This window comes from Cellvibrionales bacterium, assembly GCA_016713115.1.
Lineage (GTDB): Bacteria > Pseudomonadota > Gammaproteobacteria > Pseudomonadales > UBA7239 > UBA7239.
In genome coordinates, this window is sequence record JADJPU010000001.1 from 2,164,979 (window position 1) to 2,185,969 (window position 20,991).

Consider the following 20,991-nt stretch of genomic DNA (forward strand, 5'->3'; position numbering starts at 1 on the left):
CAATACGCGATAAAACTTGGGTATTTGTAGGGTTTTCCAAGGGTAGAATGCAGGGTAATCCATTGAGGAAAACAGTAATGATCTTGCAAGATTGGCTGCAAGCCACCGCTCAGCAAATTGAACGCGCAGGCGTTTTTTTAGGGCACGGCACGGATAACAGCTGGGATGAGGCACTGCATTTAACACTGCCCTTGTTGGAAATTTCTTTTGATGCAAACCCAGAAGTTTTACAGCGGCAATTAACGGCTATTGAGCAGCAAAAATTGCAGCAGGCGCGTGAGCAGCGCATTGTTTGCCGCGTGCCGGTGCCGTATATCACTCATCAAGCATGGTTTTGCGGTTTGCCGTTTTATGTAGATCGCCGCGTGCTGATTCCACGCTCTCCTTTGGGTGAATTGATTGAGGATGGTTTTTATCCGTGGCTGCAAAAAGAGCCCGTGCATATTTTGGATTTGTGTTGTGGTAGTGCTTGTATCGGCATTGCCTGCGCTTTGGCGTTTCCAGAAGCAGCGGTTGATGTGGCAGATATTTCTGTCGATGCACTGGCAGTTGCCGCTATCAATATTGCACAGCATCGTGTGCAGCAGCGCGTACAAGCAGTCGCATCAGATTTGTTCTCAGGATTGCAGGGGCAGCGTTACGATTTAATTGTGTGCAACCCACCATATGTGGATACAGACGATATGAACAGTTTGCCGGATGAGTATCGCCATGAACCGGAGTTGGCTCTGGCATCGGGTGTGGATGGTTTGGATTTCACGCGCCGCTTATTGCGTGAAGCGCGCAATTTTTTAACAGAGGATGGCGTGTTGATTGTTGAAGTGGGCAACAGTGCAGCAGCGTTGGAAGCGGCATTTCCTAGCGTGCCGTTTACTTGGCTGGCCTTTGAGCGCGGCGGGGATGGTGTGTTTACGCTGACGGCAGCAGAGTTGCAGCAACACGCTGAAAGCTTTCATATAATGCCAAGCATCACGAGGAGCGAATAATGTCTGGCAATAGCTTTGGAAAACTGTTCACCGTCACTACCTTTGGTGAAAGCCATGGTTTGGCCTTGGGCTGTATTGTGGACGGCTGCCCGCCGGGTATGTCGCTTTGTGAAGAAGATTTGCAACGCGATTTAGATCGCCGCAAGCCTGGCACCTCGCGCTACACCACGCAACGCAAAGAAGCAGACAGTGTCAAAATTTTATCGGGCGTGTTTGAAGGAAAAACCACGGGCACACCGATTGGTTTGTTGATTGAAAACACCGATCAACGATCAAAAGATTACGGCAATATTCAGGATGTATTTCGCCCGGGTCACGCCGATTACACTTACACACAAAAATACGGCTTTCGAGATTATCGCGGCGGCGGTCGCTCGTCTGCGCGTGAAACGGCCATGCGCGTTGCCGCAGGTGCGATTGCGAAAAAATACCTGCAAGAGCGTTTTGGGGTCACAGTACGCGGCTACCTCAGTCAACTGGGCGATATTGCTATTGATTTTAAAACTTGGGATTGCGTAGAACAGAATGCTTTTTTCTGTTCCGATGTAGAAAAAGTGCCTGCGCTTGAAAGTTACATGCAGCAGTTAATTAAAGACGGCGATTCCATCGGCGCAAAAATTTCTGTGGTGGCAGAAGGTTTGCCGCCGGGTTGGGGTGAGCCAATTTTTGATCGTCTGGATGCCGATATTGCCCACGCCATGATGAGTATTAACGCGGTAAAAGGCGTGGAAATTGGTGCGGGCTTTGCGGCAGTGGCACAGCGCGGTACCGAGCATCGCGATGAAATCACGCCGCAAGGTTTTTTATCCAATCACGCGGGCGGCATTCTCGGCGGTATTTCCACGGGGCAAAATATTCTTGTGAATATTGCGCTGAAACCGACATCCAGTTTGCATGTGCCCGGCAGAACCGTGGATATACAAGGCAATGCCACGGAAGTGATCACCAAAGGTCGTCATGACCCCTGTGTGGGCATCCGCGCCACGCCGATAGCGGAAGCGATGCTGGCCTTGGTGTTGATGGATCACGCATTGCGTCATCGCGCGCAAAACGCCGATGTGGTAATGGCAACACCAATTATTCCCGCACGCGCACCGGAGTAAACGCGTGCAGGGCAGTGTTTACTGGCGGCTGTCCGGTTTTTATTTTTTTTATTTTTCGGTATTGGGCACGATGGTGCCTTACTTTCCGTTGTATCTCAAAAGCCTGGGTTTAAGTGCTTGGCCGATTGGTTTTTTGATCGCTGTGATGGCTGGCACCAAAATTATTGCGCCCAATATTTGGGGATGGCTGGCCGATCATAGCGGTCAGCGTATGACGGTTATTCGTCTGGGTTGTTTGATGGCGGTTTTGCCTTTTTTGTTTTTGTGGCAACAGCAGCAGAGCCTCTGGATTTTGGCCGCTATCATTTTTTTATACAGCTTTTTTTGGAATGCGGTGTTGGCGCAGTTTGAAGCGGTTACCTTGTTGTATTTGCGTAAAACCCCCGAGCGTTATAGCCGTGTGCGCTTGTGGGGGTCGGCTGGTTTTATTGTGGCGGTAGCCGGTGCAGGCTGGTTGTTTGATCGCATCCCCATTTCTTTTTTTCCTGTTTTGGTAACGCTGGCGCTATTGGCAATTTTTGTCAGCAGTTGCTTGGTGAGTGACCCGGTGGAGCCGGATGTGGCGGCGCTGCCTGCACAAGCAAGCCCTTCTTTTTGGCAGCGGTTGCGCAATCCATCCATCGCACTATTTTTTTTCGTCTGTTTTTTGATGGTGCTGTCGCACGGTGCTTACTACACATTCTTTAGTTTGTTGATGGAGCAATTTCAGCGCAGTCTCACAGTGATTGGTTTGCTGTGGGGTTTAGGTGTAGTCGCAGAAATGATTTTGTTTTGGTACATGCATAAGCTGCTGCCTTTCTGGGGTGTGCGCAGTTTGTTGCTGATTTGTTTAGCTGCGACCACTGCGCGCTGGCTGTTGCTGGCGTTGTTTCCGCAATCCATGCCGATTATGTTGTTCGCGCAGTGTTTACATGCGCTGAGTTTTGCGGGTTTCCATGCAGGCGCAATTGAAACGGTGCGTCGCCTGTTTGCCATCCAACAATCTGGCAAAGCGCAGGCTTTTTACAGTGCGGTCGGCTACGGTGCAGGTAATTCTTTGGGAGCCTTATTGAGTGGCGCGATTTGGCACTGGGGCTATGTCTGGCCCTTTGTGGTGTCGGCTCTGGTGTGTGCGCTGGCGTTTTTATTGGTGTGGCGTTATTTACCAGACGCTTTTTTTTCTGGCGTTGCCTCTACAGAAAATAATTTGCTGCGCACGCTGCGACGATAATCTCTTGGGGTAACACCCAGCGTATCGCGAAATAAACGCGCGAAGTGCTTGCTATCTTGGTAGCCTACTTTTTCTGCTACTTCTGCAATACTGAGATTGCTGTTGTTGAGTAAGTCCCTGCCTTCTTCAATGCGCAAACCCTGCAAATAGTGCAGCGGTGTTTTTCCTGTTGCGGCTAAAAATCGACGATTAAAATTGCGCAAACTCATGCCAAATTGCTTGGCTACATCCGCCAAAATAACAGCCTGTGTGTGATGTTGGTGCAGCCATAACTGAATTTGAATAATGTCTTCGTCGTTGTGTCTCTCGGTGTCGTCTTCGCGGTAAGTGACTTGTTCATAGGATTTACGCGCTTCGTGCGAAAAATGTCGCTCTACATGCACTGCAATTGCGCTGCCGTAAAAATGCCGAATGAAATGCACGGTGAGATCAGCCAGTGCGTTGATGGAGGCGGCGCAATACAAATTGCCCGCACGCGTAATCAAATACTGCGGTTTTAAATCGACAGCAGGGTAGCGTTTGCTAAAGGCATCCAGATAAAACCAATGCGTGGTGGCGGGGCGATGATCCAACAAACCACTGGCGGCGAGAAAACACACGCCAGTGGCCGCTGCGCCAATCAAGGCGCCACCTGCGTGCTGCTGGCGCAGCCAAGGCAGCAGAGCAGCGTGCTGCTGAATAATGGGCTGTGGGTTGCGCCACAGTGCGGGCAGAAAAATCAGATCGTATTGCCTGTCGTCTTCCAAGGTTTCCGTGGCCACGAGGGGCACGCCGCTGCGACTGGTATACAAACCGGCGCGGGTGGCGACAAAGCTCAGGTGGATGTTGGGCTGGCCGCGCTGCTGGCGTGCGCGTGCTAAATCCGCCGCCGCGTGCAGCATCTCGGCGGGCAGTGCCATGCTGGTGGCGAGCATGTGTTCAACCAGTACGAAGGCAACATTCATAGAGTGAGATATGGCGAGAATGGCTACTTTGATGGCTATTTTGGCTGCTAGATTTCACTTAAACAAGATTAGACTGCTGACATCTCATTTATAGGTGTACGCCATGTCTTTGCTGCCTGTTATTGTCGGTTTTGGGGGGATTAACGCCGCAGGTCGCGCCTCTTCGCACCACGCTTATCGCCGCATGGTGTTGGAAAGCTTGCCCGCAGCAGCGCGGCAGGAAACCGTAGTGGGTCTGACCACCTTGATGAACTTGGCGACTCACAACAGCGACAGCACTTACGGTGCCGACAGCTATCTCGACACCAGCGGCACGCACTACTCGGCTCTTGAACTGGCCGCACGCTTTTCCGATGAAGTGCTGGCAGGCTCCTTGGTGCGTCGCATCGAACCCAATTTTTTCCCTGTGGATGCTGCGCCGTGGCAAAAAAGTATGACGCTCGCTTCCGGCGATGCGCCTGTCAGTTTCGTTACTACCGAGCGTCAATTGCCAGAGCCGATTCCTAGCAACTGGCGCGTTACGCCGCTGGACGATGGCAAGCAAGTGCGAGTAGAAATCACTGGCGCTTGCGATGTGTTGGTACCCAGCCAGCGCGTTTACAGCGTGCAGGCGGCGGGCATGTTGCCGACGGGTTTTGATCCAGGGGCGCTGTACAACTCACACCATCACCCGCGCGGTTTGAAGATGACGGTGTACGCCGCTTCCGATGCCGTGCACAGCATGGGCATGAGTTGGGCGGAGGTGATGAAGCATGTGTCGCCGGATCAAGTGGCGGTGTACGCGGGCAGCGCCATGAGCCAGTTAGACGCTTACGGCTCTGGCGGCATGGTGCAGTCGCGTTTGATGGGCAAGCGCGTGACCTCGAAACAATGCGCACTGGGTTTTTGTGAAATGCCGGCCGATTTCGTCAACGCTTATATTTTGGGTTCCGTGGGCAGCACAGGCACCGCAGCGGGGGCGTGCGCTACCTTTTTGTACAACTTGCGCATGGGCGTGGACGATATTCGCAGCGGTCGCCGTCGCGTAGTGATGGTGGGCACCAGTGAAGCGCCGATCATGCCGGAAATTATTGATGGCTACGATGCGATGGGCGCGTTGGCTACTGATGACGGTTTGAAAAAAATTGATGGCAGTGATGTGGCGAATCATCGCCGCGCCAGCCGTCCGTTTGGCGAAAACTGCGGCTTCACACTGGCGGAATCCGCGCAATTTATTATTTTGATGGACGATGCGTTGGCAGTTGAAATGGGCGCAACTATTTTTGGTGCAGTCGGCAATGTGTTTGTGAATGCCGATGGCCACAAAAAATCCATTTCTGCACCGGGCGCTGGCAATTACATCACCGTGGCCAAAGCACTGGCATCCGCGCGCGCATTGCTCGGCGATGAAGCCGTTGCGCAGCGCAGTTTTGTGCAAGCGCACGGTTCCAGTACGCCGCAAAACCGCGTCACGGAATCGCATATTTTGAATGAAGCGGCAAAAGCCTTCGGTATGAAAAAATGGCCAGTGGCGGCGATGAAAGCGTTTCTCGGTCACTCCATTGGCAGCGCGGCGGGCGATCAAATCACGGCATCACTGGGTGTGTGGCAGTACGGTTTGATTCCTGGCATCAAAACCATCGACAAAGCGGCAGATGATGTACACGCATCCAATTTGCATATTGATAAACGCGATTTAGAAGTAGGGCGTGAGAATATGGATTTGGCCGTCATCAACGCCAAAGGCTTTGGCGGCAACAATGCCACTGCCACCGTGTTTGCGCCGCATGTGGTGCAAAAAATGTTGCAGAAAAAACACGGCGCTTCTGTGATGAATACTTGGCAGAAAGCTAACGAGCGCGTGGCTGAAACAGCAGCAAAATACGATCAAGACGCCGTGCGCGGTACAGCCAACCCTATTTATTTGTTCGATCACAATGTCGTGCCTTGTGAAGCCATTTCCATCAGCAAAGACGCAGTAAAAATTCCAGGCTACGATCAAGCGATCACGCTGCCAACTGCCAACGATTACCCTGATATGGTGTGACGCAACCAGCGCGCAATGGCGAGTATGGCTTGCTCTGCTTCGGGTAAGCGCGGATAAAACGCATGCCAGACATGAATCATGTCTGGCCATTCTTCCAGCGTGACCTTATTGCCGTGAGCTTTGAGTTTTTCAGCAAAGCGGCGCGAATCATCCAACAGCGTTTCCGCCGTGCCGACTTGCAATAAAGTTGGCGGCAAGTTGGCGAGGCTGTCTGCATACAGCGGCGACACCAGTGGATTCTTTAGATTGTCTTTGCCCGCATAAGACACAGCCATCATCATCAAACCGCCGCGATTGCCAGATAAATCTTTCGGCTTGTTAATTTCAAAGGTGTTGCCTTCGCAGGCGAAATCCACCCATGCGGATAAACCGACCAAGGCAGCGGGTGCCGGCAGTGCCAAATCACGAATTTGCAGAGCGAGAGCAAACGCCAAACTGCCGCCGCCTGAATCACCGCTAATCACAATGTTTTTGTTGCTGTGTGATTGCAGTAAAAAACGATAAACGCTTAATGCATCTTCCAATGCACAAGGGAAACGGTGCTCAGGTGCGCGCCGAAAATTAAAGGTGACGACATTGGCATCACAAGCCAGCGCCAGTTGTGCGGCGAGTGGTCGGTGTGACAGCGTAGAACCCACGGCATAACCACCGCCGTGGCAGTGCAGGATGAGAGTTTTTTGTGGATTGTATTCGCCGATAAAAACAGTCTCTGCGTGAATGCCGTCGGCATCAAACGGCGAAAACTGCACGCCTGCAGGGTAGGGCGCGTTTTCCCAGCCGCTGTCCATAAAAGCGCGATTGCCTTCCAGCCCGCGTTTTTCAGCGCGTATAGCTTTTAGTTCTTCGCGGATTTGATTCAGTGTCGCTTCGCTGCTCATAGTGTTCTCGCTATTTTTTATGCAACTTTTTTTCTCAATACCACGCCGCATTCCATGTGGTGGGTGTAAGGAAATTGGTCGAACAGGGCGGCGTGCTCAATGCTGTGTGTGTGGCACAGCGTTTGCAAATTATGCGCCAGTGTTTCCGGGTTGCAGGAAATATACAAAATATTGTCGAAACGCTGAATCAAGCTGCAAGTGCTGTCATCCAAACCGGCACGCGGCGGGTCTACCAACACCGTGCTGAATTGATAGTCAGCCAGATTGAGATGCGCGAGGCGACGAAACGGTCTATCGCCGCGCAGTGCCTGCGAAATTTCTTCGCTGGATAAACGCGCCAGTGCAATGTTCTCGCAATGGTTGGCGGCGACATTGTGCTCCAGTGCTTTGATGGAGGCTTTGGAAACCTCTGTCGCTAATACTTTATTAAAACAGCGCGACAGCGGCAGGGTAAAATTGCCATTGCCGCAATACAGCTCCAGAAAATCGCCGTCGTTATTTTGTGCGTGTTGCTGCGCCCAGTTGAGCATGTGTTGGTTTACAGCGGCATTGGGTTGGCTGAAGGCAGATTCCGGTTGCTGCTGCGTAAATGTCTCTCCGTCGACTGTAAATTGCTCGGTGACAAAATCATGGCCGATAACAATTTTCTTGCCGCGGCTGCGCCCAATGATGGAACAGCCCAACTTCGCGTGCAGGATTTCCGCTTGCGCCTGCCAGACCTCATTCACGGCTTTGTGGTAGGTGAGGGTGATAACGGCATCGCCCGTGGTAGCAGCGAGAAAATCCACTTGAAACAGTTTGCGGCGCAGGGTGTCGTTGTTTCGCAACTGCGCGAGCAGTGCTGGCATCAGTGCGTTGATGTGTTCGCAGGCGATGGGGAAATGATCTACACGCACAATGTTTTTTTCAGCATCGGTCATGGCAAAAAAACAGTCGTCGTTTTCATGCCAGAAGCGAAACTCGGCGCGCATGCGGTAGTGCAGCGGCGGTGATGTAAATACTTCCAGCGCAGGTGCGGAAAACGCTTGCAGCAATGCGGTTAGGCGTGCGGTTTTTTCTTGCAGTTGCTCGCTGTAATGCGCGGCGTTGACGGGTGAAATGCTCATGGGGTTTACAGCCTGTCACGCGTGCGGTGTTGCCAGAGTTGCTCTGCCAATGCCCAAGCCGCTGTGTGGTTCGGTTCACGGTTCATGGCGCGCAGGGCGAGTGCTGCGGTGCCAATTACAGCGGCTTCGCCGTAAGCGTCTGTATCTGTGCCGCGCCAGACATGGCGCAAGCGCGCGGCATCCATGATGGTTTCCGGCTCTTGTTTCTCGGCAAAAAAACGCGGCCAAGCTTCTTGCGTGCGCTCGCCGTTGTGTACCAAAAATAATTTGCAGTCGGCTTCGGGGCGGTATTCAAATTCGCCGCTGTCACCTTTAATCGTCAGTGCGTTGGTTTGTTCGAGCAAGTAATTGGCTTGCGCACAATTTTCTGCATACGGCGGGTGAAAAATGCCTTGCACGGAGCACAGTGCGTTGAGTGGGTTGGTCATGCGCGTTACGGTGTGCACGGTGGAGCGCAGGCCGAGTACATCGCGCAAATCCGCTAACTGTTGCAGTGGCTCGCCCCAAGCGCGCAGAGGAAAAAAGCACAAATTGTTGGCATCAATCGCCGAGGAAACGCCTTGCCAGTTTTTTGCCACGGGCAAACCCAGCGCATGAAAACAGTGCTCGGTGTAAATGCGGTTGGTTTTATGGCCATCGGTGCCGTGCATAAAAATGCGAATGCCATTTTCTGCCAGCAGCAGTGCGCTGAGAATAAACCACGGCAAGTGTTTGCGTTTTCCCGCGCAGGAAGACCAATCTAAATCCACTGCAATATCGCGCGGTGCAGCAATGTGTGTGCGCGCTGCGGCAATAAAGCCTGCCAACTCTTCAGTATTTTCTTCTTTCACGCGCAGCAACATTAAAAAAGCACCAATTTGTATTGGCTTAGCTTCGCCGCGCAAAATCATACCAAAGGCAGCCTCGGCTTCTTCACGCGTGAGTGAGCGCGCACCTTTTTGCCTTTGCCGAGGATTTGAATGTATTGCGCGAAGGGGTGTTCACGGTTCATAAGTTGTCGTTTTCTTGCGAGTTGGTTTGTAAAAAAATACTGGGGGAAAGAATTTCTACGCCATGAAACGGATGCAGCACCAGCAAATCTTTATCGCCAGTTAATAAAACGGTAGCCTCGCCGTTCACCGCCACATGCAGAAACTTGTCATCCTTCGGGTCGCGGCACACCGTGTCTTGCCAAGCAATATCCACTACACGAGCAATACCACCCAGTTTGCGAATAAATTCTTTGCGTTCTTCTTGCGTGATATAAGGGTCAAACTTGGGGCGACTCAACACCTCAACCAGTTCCGTTAGCGTGGCATCGGATGCCAGCAGCACACCGCGCGACAAGGCGAGATCCAAGGCTTGCGCCGCAACACCATGCGGCAGCAACAAACGGCTAATCAATATGTTGGTATCGACAACAAAGCGTTGCTCGGCAGTGGTTTGCTCAAGCATCGCTGGCTAATAGCTCGGCGAGTTTTTTCTCGGTCAAACCGACTTTGGCGGCCTTGCTGCCGATCGCATCGCAAAACCGCTGAAACTCCGCCACATTCAGGCGGCTGAGGCGTTCGTATTCGGTCATGGAAAGCACCACGGCCACATCACGCTCGTGGCGGCGTATAACCACAGGCTCCTTAGCGGCGGCTTCAATCACACCGGCGAAGGCTTGCTTGGCTTCAGAAGCGGTAATAGCGCGCATGGGCTACTCCTTTGTCTATTTTGTACAAAATAGATGTTTTTTGTGGTGGGTGCAAGTGCTGTTTAGCGGGCTTCCCCTACCTGAATAGGAAAGTGTTGAGAGAAGCTAGGGTTGCAAAACAGCCTCAGCTAGCGACAGGGTAAAACTTGGAAACTGTTTGCGTATTTTTTTATCTTCTGTAACGAGTATCGTGTGATTTTTTTTAGCTAACGCGACAAACTCGCAGTCATACGCCGAGCATTCGCTGGCTTCAATCAAACGCAATACATCAAGAGAAGGCACATCGTATTCATTGCCAGTCAGCAGCGTTTCTGCTTCGGTTTGTATGTTGTAGGCTTGTTCCAGCGTCAGTATTTTCTTTCGCAGGTATAGCGCAAGCACATTACGAAATTCGCTGCGCCAAAGCACCGGTGCTATCCATTTTGGTTGCCGCATGAGCAGAAGTTCGGCTTGTTCACTAAATGCCGTTGGCAAGTACAGATAGGCCAAGATGTTGGTATCAACAACAATCATGGGCGCCCTTGCTCAATAGCCTTTGCAATATCCGCCGCTTTGAACTGTTTGGGGTTTAAAGAAACTCTAATCTGTCTAGCGCGAGCAAGGCGTTCTTCTTGTCCGTCTTTGCTGGGGAGCAGCACACGCTCTAGGCAGGCAATGACCTCGCTGTTAATGCTGCGGTGGTGGGCGTCAGCCGACTGTTTCAAGTTGTCGTAAATGGTGTCAGGTATGTTTTTTAGGGTGATGGTTGTGCCCATGGCTGGCTCTCGCGGTAACCATAATGGTTCCTATATGGTATTGCTCGCTGAGGAGCAAGGCAACTCTGGCAAGTTGCTTTAGCCTCCAACGCTGATGGTTTCGTTTAACGGCCTGATTCAATGCCTTGGTGGTCTGCCTTGAGCTGCCACTATGTTACATATACATTGCTGTGATATGCTTAATTCGGCATAAATGGATTTGGCTGATGAAATCAATTGTTTGGCATGGCAGTAGCTATGAGGATACGAAAGCGTTTCCGCCGGAAGCTCGTCGTGATGCGGGCTTTCAGTTGGACAAGGTGCAGCGCGGCATGGAGCCGGATGACTGGAAACCGCTGGCAACTGCCCGTTACAAGGCGCTTGTGAGGTGAATACAATGAAAGTTAGCCAAAAAGCGAAGATTACATCCGGTCATGTCACACCTGCTAACCGCAGTGCGTTAGAGGATCTGTTTGCGCCGGAAGAAGCGGCAGAGCTGGAAATGCGCGCCAGTTTGTTACGGGGGTTGCAGGCTTGGCTTGCCGAATCTGCTCAGACACAAATCGTTGCCGCACAGATTCTGAAAATATCCCAAGCGCGTGTTTCGGATATCAAACACGGCAAGATCAGCCAGTTCAGCCTTGATAAACTGGTGCGCCTTGCGGCGCGTGCAGGTTTACATCCTCGTCTTGAGTTGTGTGCAGCGTAGGGCTTGGCTGATCTGTGCACTGCCCCTGCCGAAGTGTGATTGCGTAGCAATCGTATAGAAGCTGGCCTCAAAATCAGGCGTGTTCAAATGTCTCGGGGCTGAGTGATCTTGGTCTTGCTTGTGGGGTTTCTTGGCCACTCAGCTAAGGTGGCTTCAGTCATGCTTGTGTGCGTTTTAGCCATCCTGATTTGATACAATAAATTACAAATTGGTGTGGATGCGGTGCATTCTTTGAGCCTGAAGAATGATCTTTAACGGCGACAAGCATTTGATCAAAAGATAATTGTCCATTTGGTGACGCAGATGCCAATTTAGCTATTTTTTCCCAAGATTCAGCATTGTGCGGTTTCAGTCGTATCGGTGTGCGGGCAATTCGGTAAGTTCCTTCATGGTTCACTTTCATTCAGATTTCCTTGTTTATTTGGTTTGAACATAGCGTAGAAGTGGTAAACCAAGCGTTGTATATAAAAAGTATTGATCTAATTTTGCTAAGTAAGAAGCTAACATTATCACTTCAAAAGTGATGCGGGAACTACAAAGATAAATATAGGTTCTAGACAGGTGATCTGCTGTGTTAAATGATTTTTGGTTTCTGAAATATGAGTTTGCACCTTATGATCCAGATGTTGATGAGAAGTGCCAAAAGAAATATATGCGTCCATGGCGTTTTCATATTATTTGGTATATTTTCTTTGCCATCGTATGCTGGCCTATCGCAGTATTTACTTTGGTGATTGAGTGTATCAGGATCAACAAGGCTGCTTACTACAATGCTAGGCTGTACGAAGCCACATATTATGGAAAGCGCTTCGTAGAACCATCCGATAGCCGTTTATCTTTATATGTAGCAGCTTTTATCGTATGGGCTGTTTTGTATTTTATGTTCAGCTTCATGTTTCCTCAATACTCAACTTATGGAATCTGATTTTGCCGTCAATTTAACTCCATTCTGTTTCTCTTATTAGGCGGGAAGTTGAAGAGGGTGTTTGCTCCATAAAAAACAGGCCGCGTGTGCGGCCTGAGTGTGCATTACATATTCGGATAATTCGGCCCGCCGCCACCTTCCGGCGTGACCCAATTGATGTTTTGCGCGGGGTCTTTGATGTCGCAAGTTTTGCAATGCACGCAGTTTTGCCCGTTGATTTTGAATTGCGCTTTGCCATCCAACTCCACCACTTCATACACACCTGCAGGGCAGTAACGCTGCGCGGGTTCGTCGTACAGTGGCAAGTTGCGGCTGATGGGGATGGAAGGATCGGTCAAGCGCAAATGGCAGGGCTGATTTTCTTCGTGGTTGGTGTTGGACAAAAACACCGAAGACAGGCGATCAAATGTCAGTGTGTTATCCGGTTTCGGGTACACAATTTTTGCGCATTCGTTGGCTGGTTTGAGTTGTGCGTAATCTGGTTTTGGATCGCGCATCGTCCACGGCAAATTGCCGTTGAAAATATTGATGTCAAAAAACGCGTAAGCGGAGCCGATGATGTTGCCGAATTTGTGTTGCGCAGGGCCGAAGTTGCGCTGCATCCACAATTCTTGATACGCCCAAGACGCTTCGTAGCTCTTGGTGTATTCCGTGAGTTCTTCGCCGGTTTTACCCGCTGCTAATGCCGCGTTGATGGTTTCTGCGGCAATCATGCCGGATTTCATCGCCGTGTGATTGCCTTTGATTTTGGCGAAGTTCAGCGTGCCAGCGTCATCGCCGATCAGAATGCCGCCGGGGAAAGTCATTTTCGGTTGTGATTGCAGGCCGCCCTTGGTGATAGCGCGTGCGCCGTAGCAAGTGCGCTTGCCGCCTTCGAGATACTGGCGAATCACCGGATGGGTTTTGTAGCGCTGAAATTCTTCAAACGGGCTGACATGCGGGTTGGAGTAGGAGAGGTCAGTAATCAAACCCACCGCCACTTGGTTGTTTTCCAAGTGATAGAGGAAGCCGCCGCCCGCAGAGCCGCTTTCAGTCAGCGGCCAACCGGCGCTGTGTACCACTAAACCTTGTTTGTGTTTGTCGACCGGCACTTCCCAAATTTCTTTGATGCCGATGCCGTAGTGTTGTGCGTCTTTGCCGGCATCCAATTTGAAATTGGCGATCAGTTGCTTGCCGAGGTGACCGCGACAGCCTTCGGCAAACAGAGTGTATTTGCCGTGCAATTCCATGCCTGGGGTGTAGCCGTCAGTCGGCTGACCGTTGTGGTCTACGCCCATATCGCCGGTGATGATGCCTTTCACCGAGCCGTTGTCGTGATACAGCACTTCAGCGGCAGCGAAGCCGGGGAAGATTTCCACGCCCAGTGCTTCGGCTTGCTCGGCCAGCCAGCGGCACAGACGGCCGAGGCTGATGATGTAGTTGCCTTCGTTGTGCATGGTTTTTGGCACTGCAAAGCCCGGTACTTTGATGCCCTTGCTGTCGTTCAGCATCATGTAAATATCGTCGCCTGTTACTGCTGTTTCCAGCGGTGCGCCATCAGCTTTCCAGTTCGGAAACAGCTCGTTCAATGCTCTGGGTTCAAACACCGCGCCAGAGAGAATGTGCGCGCCCACTTCCGAGCCTTTTTCCACCACCACGACAGACAGCTCTGGGTTCAGTTGACGCAGACGGCAAGCAGCAGACAGACCAGCAGGGCCTGCGCCGACGATCACGACGTCAAATTCCATGGATTCTCTTTCAACGGTCATTGGATGAACCTCGGGGTGAAATAAAAAAGGGGTTGAGAAAGGACGCTTATTTTAGCGGTATCAGAAGGGTGATAGAAGTCCCTATAAATTTAGAGCAAGCAGGGTAGAATGAAATCGAGATCTCATTGCAAAGAGCATTACAAGGTGGATTTGATGAAGCGTATTGCATGCAGCCAGCCGCATTTGGGCAACGGTGCAGACAGTAACGAAATTGAGCACGAGAGTGCGGGTACGGCGCTGGTTGAGAAACAGAAACCGCGCTTGCATAAGCCGCGTTTGTATCGTGTGGTGATGTTGAATGATGACTACACGCCGATGGAGTTTGTGGTGCAAGTGTTGGAAGTGTTCTTTCACATGAACCGCGAGCAAGCGACGCGCATTATGTTGAAAGTGCATGTTGAAGGGCGTGCAATTTGTGGCGTGTTTACGCGAGACATTGCGGAAACGAAAGCAGAGCAAATCAATCAATATTCTTCAGAAAATGAACACCCCTTGTTGTGTCAAATAGAACCCGACAGCAGCAAAGGCGACGAGTAAGCAATAGTGACCAATAACCAGCGATGAGGCCATCATCATGTTAAGCAAAGATCTCGAAGTCACACTGAATCGCGCTTACAAGGATGCTCGAGCGAAACGCCACGAGTTTATGACCGTGGAGCACTTGTTGTTGGCCTTGTTAGATAACGAAGCGGCCACCGCTGTGCTGCGCGCCTGCTCTGCTGATTTCATCAAACTGCGCAAACATTTGGTGGATTTTATTAACAGCACCACGCCGCTGTTAGTGGAAGGCGAAGCCGAGCGCGAAACACAACCCACACTCGGTTTTCAGCGCGTATTGCAGCGCGCGGTGTTTCATGTGCAGTCGTCCGGCAAAACCGAAGTCACAGGCGCTAATGTGTTGGTGGCGATTTTTAGCGAGCAGGAAAGCCAAGCGGTTTATTATTTACGCGAGCAGGGCATTGCGCGCATTGATGTGGTGAATTTTGTCACGCACGGCATTTCCAAAACCAGCAATGGTGATGAACCTTCATCTGAAAACCGCGAGCAAGATTCAGACGCAGAAGTGCGCTCTGGCGATGAAGGTACAGGCAATAATCCATTGGAATCTTACGCCACTAATTTGAATGCGCTGGCAAAAGAGGGGCGCATTGATCCGCTGGTGGGTCGTTTGCAAGAAGTGGAGCGCGTTTCGCAAATTCTCATCCGCCGCCGCAAAAACAACCCGCTGCTGGTGGGTGAGTCTGGCGTAGGCAAAACGGCCATCGCAGAAGGTTTGGCGCGTTTGATTGTGGATGGTGAAGTGCCGGAAGTGTTAGCGGGCTGCACGGTGTATTCGCTGGATTTAGGCTCGTTATTGGCGGGAACCAAATACCGTGGTGATTTTGAAAAACGCTTCAAATCGCTGTTGGCGGAATTGAAAAAACGCGAAGGCGCGATTTTATTTATCGATGAAATCCACACTATTATCGGTGCGGGCGCTGCCTCCGGCGGTGTGATGGATGCTTCCAACTTGTTAAAACCGCTGCTCACTTCCGGTGATTTGCGCTGCATCGGCTCCACTACCTTTCAGGAGTATCGCGGTATTTTTGATAAAGACCGCGCCCTGTCGCGTCGCTTTCAAAAAGTGGATGTGGGCGAGCCTTCCGTTGAAGACACTTACCACATTTTGCGCGGCTTAAAACCCGCGTTTGAGAAACACCACAACTTGCGTTACACCGATGCAGCCTTGAAAGCGGCTGCCGAAATGGCGGAGCGTTATATCAATGATCGCTTCTTGCCTGATAAAGCGATTGATGTGATTGACGAGGCGGGCGCGTATCAACAACTGCAACCGATTTCCAAACGCAAACGCCAGATTGGTGTGCATGACATTGAAGCCGTGGTGGCAAAAATTGCGCGCATCCCACCGAAACAAGTGTCTTCATCTGATAAAGAATTGCTGCGTGATTTGGATAAAAATTTAAAAATGGTGGTGTTTGGGCAAGATGAAGCTATCGACACCTTGGCCACGGCGATTAAATTGTCGCGCGCCGGTTTGGGTGCGCCGGGTAAACCTATCGGTTCATTTTTGTTTGCAGGGCCTACGGGTGTGGGCAAAACCGAAGTCACGCGCCAGCTCGCACAGTTGATGGGTATGGAGCTGATTCGTTTTGATATGTCGGAATATTTGGAATCCCACACTGTTTCGCGTTTGATCGGCGCGCCTCCCGGTTATGTGGGTTTTGATCAAGGCGGTTTGTTGACGGAAGCGGTGACTAAACATCCGCACAGCGTGGTGTTGCTGGATGAAATTGAAAAAGCGCATCCCGATGTCTATAACTTGTTATTGCAAGTGATGGATCACGGCACACTCACCGACAACAACGGTCGCAAAGCCGATTTTCGCAATGTGATTTTAGTGATGACCACCAATGCTGGTGCGCGTGAAGTGAGTCGTGGCAGCATCGGCTTTACGCAACAAGATCACAGCAGCGATGCCGGTGAAGCCTTGAAGCGCGTGTTTACGCCGGAGTTTCGCAACCGCTTGGATGCCATCGTGCAATTCGCGCCCTTGGAAAAACCACCATCAAAACCGTGGTGGATAAATTCTTGGTGGAATTGCAGGCGCAGTTGGATGATAAAAAAGTCATGCTGGAGGTGGATGACGCCGCGCGCGATTGGCTGGCCGACAACGGTTACGACAAAGCCATGGGCGCACGCCCAATGGCGCTGCTGATTAAAGATAAGTTGCGCAAACCACTGGCAGAGGCGGTGTTGTTTGGTGAGCTGTCGAAGTCGGGCGGGCGTGTGGAAGTCACCGTGGAAAACGGCGAAGTGGTGCTGCATATCGAGGAGCTGACTCCGGCCTGATATTGATATTGGGAAAGAGCGCCTATCTGGAATAGCTACGCTTGATAAAAATACTTTACAAAATTAATAAAAGTAGTATTATTGACAAGTATTTTTATCATATTGACGGGTATGGACTTTCAATCACTCGGGCAGCAAATCAAACATCTGCGCAGTGAGCGCGGCATGTCTCAACAGACGCTGGCAGATCAAGCCGGTATTTCTCGTGTCACCTTAGCGGCGCTGGAAGCTGGACGCGGCGGGGATGTAGGAGTGCGCAAGGTGATGAGCGTGCTCAATTTGTTGGGGTACGAACTGGCGGTGAGAGCAAAGTCACCTTTTCCTACTTTTGAGGAATTGCGTGATGGCTAATGCGTTGAATGTTTTTGTGCAAAACCAGCCAGTGGGCGAGCTGTTTTTGGAAGGCGGCAAGACGGTTTTTCGTTACCACAGTGGCGTCAACACCGAGCAGTTTGTGTCGCTTACCATGCCGGTGCGTGGGCGTGATTATGTACACGATCGCCTGTTCCCGTTATTTGAAATGCATTTGCCGGAAGGGTATTTACTATCATTCATCAAACGGCATTTTAGTAAATTGGTCACCACGGATGATTTCGGATTGCTAAAACTGCTGGCGCCCAGTGTGGAAGGGCGTTTGAGTTATGCATCAAGTCTGCCGTCTTTCGATATGTTGCCACTGGACGAGCTGTTACAAGCAACGGGAGAAAAACCTTTATTTGACGAGTTGGTAGCGCGTTTTGCTTTGCGCTCGCCTTTAAGTGGTGTGCAGCCCAAGGTGCTTGCGCATTTGCAGGATAAAGCAAGCTTGCAATTAGGCAGTTACATCGTAAAAGCATGGGGTGCTGATTACCCGCAACTGGCGTTGAACGAATACTGGTGTATGCGCGTGTTGCAAGCAGCCAAGATCCCAGTGCCTGAGTTTTATTTGAGTAACGATGCTGCATTGTTTGTGATGAAGCGCTTTGATTTAGCAGCAGATGGCTGCGCATTGGGCTTTGAGGATATGTGTGTGTTGCAAGCGCGCCAGCGCGATGACAAATATGTGGGCAGCTATGAACAAGTGGCAAAAACCATCAAAACATTTGTTGCGCCTGCTAGAAAAGCTGCTGCCTTAGCTCAGTTTTTTAAGATGATGGTGTTGAATCAGTTACTGCAGAACGGCGATGCGCATCTTAAAAATTTTGGTTTGGTGTATGAAGGTATTGATAGTGTGCGTCTCGCACCAGCTTACGATGTGGTGAGTACAACTGCCTATCTACAAAACGATCTTTCGGCGCTGACCATGATGGGTAGTCGCAAATGGTGGGCGCGCAAGCATCTGCTGCAATTTGGTACGAGTGCTTGTGATCTTACGCTGCGAGAGGCGAGCGCTTTATACGACGATTGTTTACAAGCTATTGCGCAGATAGAAAGTGAGGTAAACGCTGCATGCCTCAGCGCAAGCAACGCAGACGCTAGGCATGTGCTAGAACATTTGCTGAGCTTAATGAAGAAAGCTATCTAAAAAGCAGGGCGATAGCTTGAAGTGTCAAGCTGAGGAGGTGTTCCTCAGCGCGCGCGATAAGTGATGCGGCCTTTGCTCAAGTCGTAAGGCGTGATTTCGACTTTGACTTTATCGCCCGTCAGAATGCGAATGTAGTTCTTGCGCATTTTGCCGGAAATATGTGCCATCACGGTGTGGCCATTTTCCAGCTTCACTTTGAAAGTTGTATTGGGAAGGGTGTCGACCACCTCGCCTTCAAACTCAATACAGTCTTCTTTCGACATCTATAAACCTCATGGCTATTCACCGAATAACTCGCGGGCAGGGTGCCCAACGCAGCGGGCGGCATTTTGCCGTATGTATCGTGCTAAATCAAAGGAGGGATGGCATAATGCGCGCCCCTTTCTGCGAAAGTGGCGAAATTGGTAGACGCACTGGATTTAGGTTCCAGCGGGGCAACCCGTGAGAGTTCGAGTCTCTCCTTTCGCACCAACCCCTTTTTAAAATAATCCTTGAACAATGAGGTTGATAGATCATGCAAGTGTCGGTTGAAACCGTATCCATTTTAGAGCGCCGTATGACGGTGGGTTTGCCTGCCGTAAAAATTGATGCTGAGGTGGACAAGCGTCTGCAAAGCGCGGCAGGCAATGTGCGTTTGGATGGCTTTCGTCGCGGCAAAGTGCCTATGAAAGTGGTGCGTCAGCGTTTTGGTTTGGGCGTGCGCCAAGAAGTATTGGGCGAAATGATCAACAAAGCCTATTTTGAAGCGGTGCAGCAAGAGAAGTTACAGCCTGCTGGTATGCCTTCTATTGAGGCCAAAGGCGAAGATGAAGCAGGCAAAGACTTTGAATTCGTGGCTACTTTTGAAATTTTCCCAGAAATCACCCTTGGCGACATGGGTAAAGTTTCTTTGGTGCGTTTGGAGGGATCTGTTTCAGATGCCGACCTAGATAAAACCATCGACTCTCTGCGTCAGCAGCAGGCCCGCTTTGAAGTGGTAGAGCGCGCTGCGCAAAAAGACGATCAAGTAGTTATCGACTTTGAAGGCTTCAAAGGCGGCGAGCCATTTGCCGGTGGCAAGGGCGAGAACACACCGCTGACACTGGGTTCTGGCCAGATGATCCCCGGCTTTGAAGACGGCATCGTCGGCATGAAAGCCGGTGAGGAAAAAACATTGGCGCTGGCCTTCCCTGATGACTATCACAGCGAAGAGCTGAAAGGTCAGGCGGTGGAATTCAAGATCAAAGTGCAAAAAGTGTCTGAGAAGAAGCTGCCAGAGCTGAATGACGAGTTCTTCAAGCATTTTGGTGTAGAAGAAGGTGGCCTAGAAGCCTTCCGCGCGGAAGTGACCAAGAACATGGCGCGTGAAATGAAGAATGCCGCACTGAATAAACTCAAAACCAATGTGGTGGATGAACTTCTGAAATTACATGAGGTTTCAGTCCCTAAGGCATTGATTCGTAATGAAGTTAATGCCATGAGAAACCAAATGTTGCAGCAGTTTGGCGAAATGGCCAAGCAAATTGATGCCGCTTCTATCTTCCCCGACGATATGTTTGCCGAGCAGGCGAAAAAGCGTGTCACCACCGGTTTGATTTTTGCTGAAATCATCCGTCAACACGACATCAAGCCTGACCAAGCCCGTGTGCGCAGCAAAGTGGAAGAGCTGGCCGAAGGCTATCGCGAGCCAAAAGAAGTGATCGAGCATTACATGGCGAACAAACAATTGTTGTCTGGCATCGAAAACATGGTGTTAGAAGATTTGGTGGTCGAGCTGGTATTGGGTAAAGCGGCGGTAGAAGATCGCAAAGTGAGCTATCAAGAAGTGGTTAGTAAAGCAGAAGAATCTGACGGCGAGTGATGAGTTCACCGACGGACAAAGCTACACTGCGATGAGTATTGAGACACAGGAAAAGACACGATGAACGACAGGATTATTCAATCTCCACAAAATGTTGGCTTGATCCCGATGGTGATCGAACAGACCGCTCGCGGTGAGCGGTCTTTCGATATCTACTCGCGTTTGCTGAAAGAGCGCGTCATTTTCTTGGTCGGTCCGGTGGAAGATTACATGGCCAACTTGGTAGTGGCACAGTTGTTGTTTTTGGAAGCAGAAAATCCAGATAAAGACATTCATCTGTATATCAACTCGCCAGGTGGTTCCGTGACAGCGGGTATGTCGATCTACGACACCATGCAGTTCATCAAACCGGATGTCAGCACCATGTGTATCGGTCAGGCCTGCAGCATGGGTGCGTTCTTGTTGGCGGGTGGCGCCAAAGGCAAGCGTTACTGCCTGCCGAATGCGCGGACCATGATTCACCAACCTAGCGGCGGTGCGCAGGGTCAAGCGACTGATATCCTTATTCATGCTGAGGAAATTATCAAAATTCGCCATCGCCTCAACGAAATCATGGCAGCGCACACCGGTCAGCCGGTGGAAACCATTGCACGAGAAACCGAGCGCGATAACTTTATGAGCGCAGAGCAGTCGAAAGCATTTGGATTGATTGACGAAGTGCTGGATCGTCGGGTGTTGACTGTCGTTAAGTAAGAAGAGGTGCTGCCAAATAATGGCAGCGCTGCTATCATTCAAATGATGTGTAATTGA

At 50.8% G+C, this 20,991-nt stretch carries 23 protein-coding genes, 1 tRNA gene and 1 pseudogene; 14 read left to right on the plus strand and 11 right to left on the minus strand.

Annotated features, from left to right (window positions below; all coding sequences use genetic code 11):
* The first annotated feature begins 47 nt into the window (after window positions 1–47).
* The 3 genes from prmB to IPK30_10680 are packed head-to-tail and all read left to right on the plus strand — an operon-like array spanning window position 48 to window position 3,299.
* The gene (prmB, locus tag IPK30_10670) at window positions 48–986 is read left to right on the plus strand and encodes a 50S ribosomal protein L3 N(5)-glutamine methyltransferase (GenBank protein MBK8103708.1); all 939 of its coding nucleotides are present in this window, start codon (window positions 48–50) and stop codon (window positions 984–986) included.
* Window positions 986–2,089, plus strand: a complete 1,104-nt coding sequence (gene aroC, locus IPK30_10675; protein MBK8103709.1) for a chorismate synthase — start codon at window positions 986–988, stop codon at window positions 2,087–2,089. The genes prmB and aroC overlap by 1 nt, the downstream gene beginning before the upstream one ends.
* Before the next feature lie 4 nt (window positions 2,090–2,093).
* Window positions 2,094–3,299, plus strand: coding sequence for an MFS transporter (locus tag IPK30_10680; GenBank protein ID MBK8103710.1), 1,206 nt, complete (start codon window positions 2,094–2,096; stop codon window positions 3,297–3,299).
* Here the strand turns inward: IPK30_10680 and IPK30_10685 are convergent.
* Entirely contained in the window at window positions 3,227–4,243 is a 1,017-nt protein-coding gene (locus IPK30_10685) for a helix-turn-helix domain-containing protein (GenBank protein ID MBK8103711.1), read from the minus strand. The genes IPK30_10680 and IPK30_10685 overlap by 73 nt on opposite strands.
* A 103-nt stretch (window positions 4,244–4,346) precedes the next feature.
* Here IPK30_10685 and IPK30_10690 point away from each other — a divergent pair, with 103 nt between their 5' ends.
* Window positions 4,347–6,269 (plus strand): beta-ketoacyl synthase, encoded by a 1,923-nt coding sequence (locus IPK30_10690; protein ID MBK8103712.1) that lies wholly within the window; start codon window positions 4,347–4,349, stop codon window positions 6,267–6,269.
* Here the strand turns inward: IPK30_10690 and IPK30_10695 are convergent.
* From IPK30_10695 to IPK30_10725, 7 genes are all read right to left on the minus strand, one after another.
* The gene (locus IPK30_10695) at window positions 6,251–7,147 is read right to left on the minus strand and encodes an alpha/beta hydrolase (GenBank protein ID MBK8103713.1); all 897 of its coding nucleotides are present in this window, start codon (window positions 7,145–7,147) and stop codon (window positions 6,251–6,253) included. The two genes, IPK30_10690 and IPK30_10695, sit on opposite strands and share 19 nt — an antisense overlap.
* A 17-nt stretch (window positions 7,148–7,164) precedes the next feature.
* The gene (gene trmA / locus IPK30_10700) at window positions 7,165–8,253 is read right to left on the minus strand and encodes a tRNA (uridine(54)-C5)-methyltransferase TrmA (protein MBK8103714.1); all 1,089 of its coding nucleotides are present in this window, start codon (window positions 8,251–8,253) and stop codon (window positions 7,165–7,167) included.
* A 5-nt stretch (window positions 8,254–8,258) separates the two neighbouring features.
* Window positions 8,259–9,218, minus strand: coding sequence for a glycosyl transferase family protein (locus tag IPK30_10705; protein ID MBK8103715.1), 960 nt, complete (start codon window positions 9,216–9,218; stop codon window positions 8,259–8,261).
* Window positions 9,219–9,240: 22 nt separating this feature from the next.
* Window positions 9,241–9,687 (minus strand): putative toxin-antitoxin system toxin component, PIN family, encoded by a 447-nt coding sequence (locus IPK30_10710; protein MBK8103716.1) that lies wholly within the window; start codon window positions 9,685–9,687, stop codon window positions 9,241–9,243.
* Window positions 9,680–9,931 carry a type II toxin-antitoxin system Phd/YefM family antitoxin gene (locus IPK30_10715; protein MBK8103717.1) on the minus strand — a complete coding sequence of 84 codons (252 nt, stop codon included), beginning with the start codon at window positions 9,929–9,931 and terminating at the stop codon, window positions 9,680–9,682. Before IPK30_10715 ends, IPK30_10710 begins: the two co-directional genes overlap by 8 nt.
* Window positions 9,932–10,036: 105 nt before the next feature.
* Window positions 10,037–10,444, minus strand: a complete 408-nt coding sequence (locus tag IPK30_10720) for a type II toxin-antitoxin system VapC family toxin (protein MBK8103718.1) — start codon at window positions 10,442–10,444, stop codon at window positions 10,037–10,039.
* Window positions 10,441–10,686 (minus strand): Arc family DNA-binding protein, encoded by a 246-nt coding sequence (locus IPK30_10725; GenBank protein ID MBK8103719.1) that lies wholly within the window; start codon window positions 10,684–10,686, stop codon window positions 10,441–10,443. The genes IPK30_10720 and IPK30_10725 overlap by 4 nt, the downstream gene beginning before the upstream one ends.
* A gap of 206 nt (window positions 10,687–10,892) precedes the next feature.
* Here IPK30_10725 and IPK30_10730 point away from each other — a divergent pair, with 206 nt between their 5' ends.
* Both IPK30_10730 and IPK30_10735 read left to right on the plus strand, forming a co-directional pair.
* Window positions 10,893–11,057, plus strand: coding sequence for a hypothetical protein (locus IPK30_10730; protein MBK8103720.1), 165 nt, complete (start codon window positions 10,893–10,895; stop codon window positions 11,055–11,057).
* 5 nt (window positions 11,058–11,062) lie between these two features.
* Window positions 11,063–11,374, plus strand: coding sequence for an XRE family transcriptional regulator (locus IPK30_10735; GenBank protein MBK8103721.1), 312 nt, complete (start codon window positions 11,063–11,065; stop codon window positions 11,372–11,374).
* Window positions 11,375–11,531: 157 nt separating this feature from the next.
* Here the strand turns inward: IPK30_10735 and IPK30_10740 are convergent, their stop codons facing one another.
* Entirely contained in the window at window positions 11,532–11,777 is a 246-nt protein-coding gene (locus IPK30_10740) for a hypothetical protein (protein ID MBK8103722.1), read from the minus strand.
* A gap of 168 nt (window positions 11,778–11,945) precedes the next feature.
* Here IPK30_10740 and IPK30_10745 point away from each other — a divergent pair, with 168 nt between their 5' ends.
* Complete coding sequence (locus IPK30_10745; GenBank protein MBK8103723.1) at window positions 11,946–12,299, plus strand: hypothetical protein; 354 nt, start codon at window positions 11,946–11,948, stop codon at window positions 12,297–12,299.
* A 104-nt stretch (window positions 12,300–12,403) separates the two neighbouring features.
* On the opposite strand, the gene IPK30_10750 is transcribed toward IPK30_10745, so the two are convergent.
* Complete coding sequence (locus IPK30_10750) at window positions 12,404–14,026, minus strand: electron transfer flavoprotein-ubiquinone oxidoreductase (GenBank protein MBK8103724.1); 1,623 nt, start codon at window positions 14,024–14,026, stop codon at window positions 12,404–12,406.
* Window positions 14,027–14,200: 174 nt separating this feature from the next.
* Here IPK30_10750 and clpS point away from each other — a divergent pair, with 174 nt between their 5' ends.
* The 4 genes and pseudogenes from clpS to IPK30_10770 all read left to right on the plus strand — a co-directional run bounded on the left by clpS (window position 14,201) and on the right by IPK30_10770 (window position 18,401).
* Window positions 14,201–14,584: an ATP-dependent Clp protease adapter ClpS gene (gene clpS, locus IPK30_10755; GenBank protein MBK8103725.1), complete on the plus strand. Its 384-nt coding sequence runs from the start codon at window positions 14,201–14,203 to the stop codon at window positions 14,582–14,584.
* Window positions 14,585–14,621: 37 nt separating this feature from the next.
* Window positions 14,622–16,897 (plus strand): annotated as a pseudogene (clpA, locus tag IPK30_10760) (ATP-dependent Clp protease ATP-binding subunit ClpA).
* Window positions 16,898–17,008: 111 nt separating this feature from the next.
* Window positions 17,009–17,248 carry a helix-turn-helix domain-containing protein gene (locus tag IPK30_10765; protein ID MBK8103726.1) on the plus strand — a complete coding sequence of 80 codons (240 nt, stop codon included), beginning with the start codon at window positions 17,009–17,011 and terminating at the stop codon, window positions 17,246–17,248.
* Window positions 17,241–18,401, plus strand: coding sequence for a type II toxin-antitoxin system HipA family toxin (locus IPK30_10770; GenBank protein MBK8103727.1), 1,161 nt, complete (start codon window positions 17,241–17,243; stop codon window positions 18,399–18,401). Before IPK30_10765 ends, IPK30_10770 begins: the two co-directional genes overlap by 8 nt.
* Window positions 18,402–18,445: 44 nt before the next feature.
* Here the strand turns inward: IPK30_10770 and infA are convergent, their stop codons facing one another.
* Window positions 18,446–18,664, minus strand: coding sequence for a translation initiation factor IF-1 (gene infA, locus IPK30_10775; protein MBK8103728.1), 219 nt, complete (start codon window positions 18,662–18,664; stop codon window positions 18,446–18,448).
* A gap of 123 nt (window positions 18,665–18,787) precedes the next feature.
* Here infA and IPK30_10780 point away from each other — a divergent pair.
* The 3 genes from IPK30_10780 (at window position 18,788) to clpP (ending at window position 20,934) form a co-directional block, all read left to right on the plus strand.
* Window positions 18,788–18,872, plus strand: a tRNA-Leu gene (locus IPK30_10780).
* A 43-nt stretch (window positions 18,873–18,915) separates the two neighbouring features.
* Window positions 18,916–20,241, plus strand: coding sequence for a trigger factor (gene tig, locus IPK30_10785; protein ID MBK8103729.1), 1,326 nt, complete (start codon window positions 18,916–18,918; stop codon window positions 20,239–20,241).
* Between the two features lie 60 nt (window positions 20,242–20,301).
* Window positions 20,302–20,934 (plus strand): ATP-dependent Clp endopeptidase proteolytic subunit ClpP, encoded by a 633-nt coding sequence (gene clpP, locus IPK30_10790; protein MBK8103730.1) that lies wholly within the window; start codon window positions 20,302–20,304, stop codon window positions 20,932–20,934.
* The last annotated feature ends 57 nt before the right edge of the window (window positions 20,935–20,991 follow it).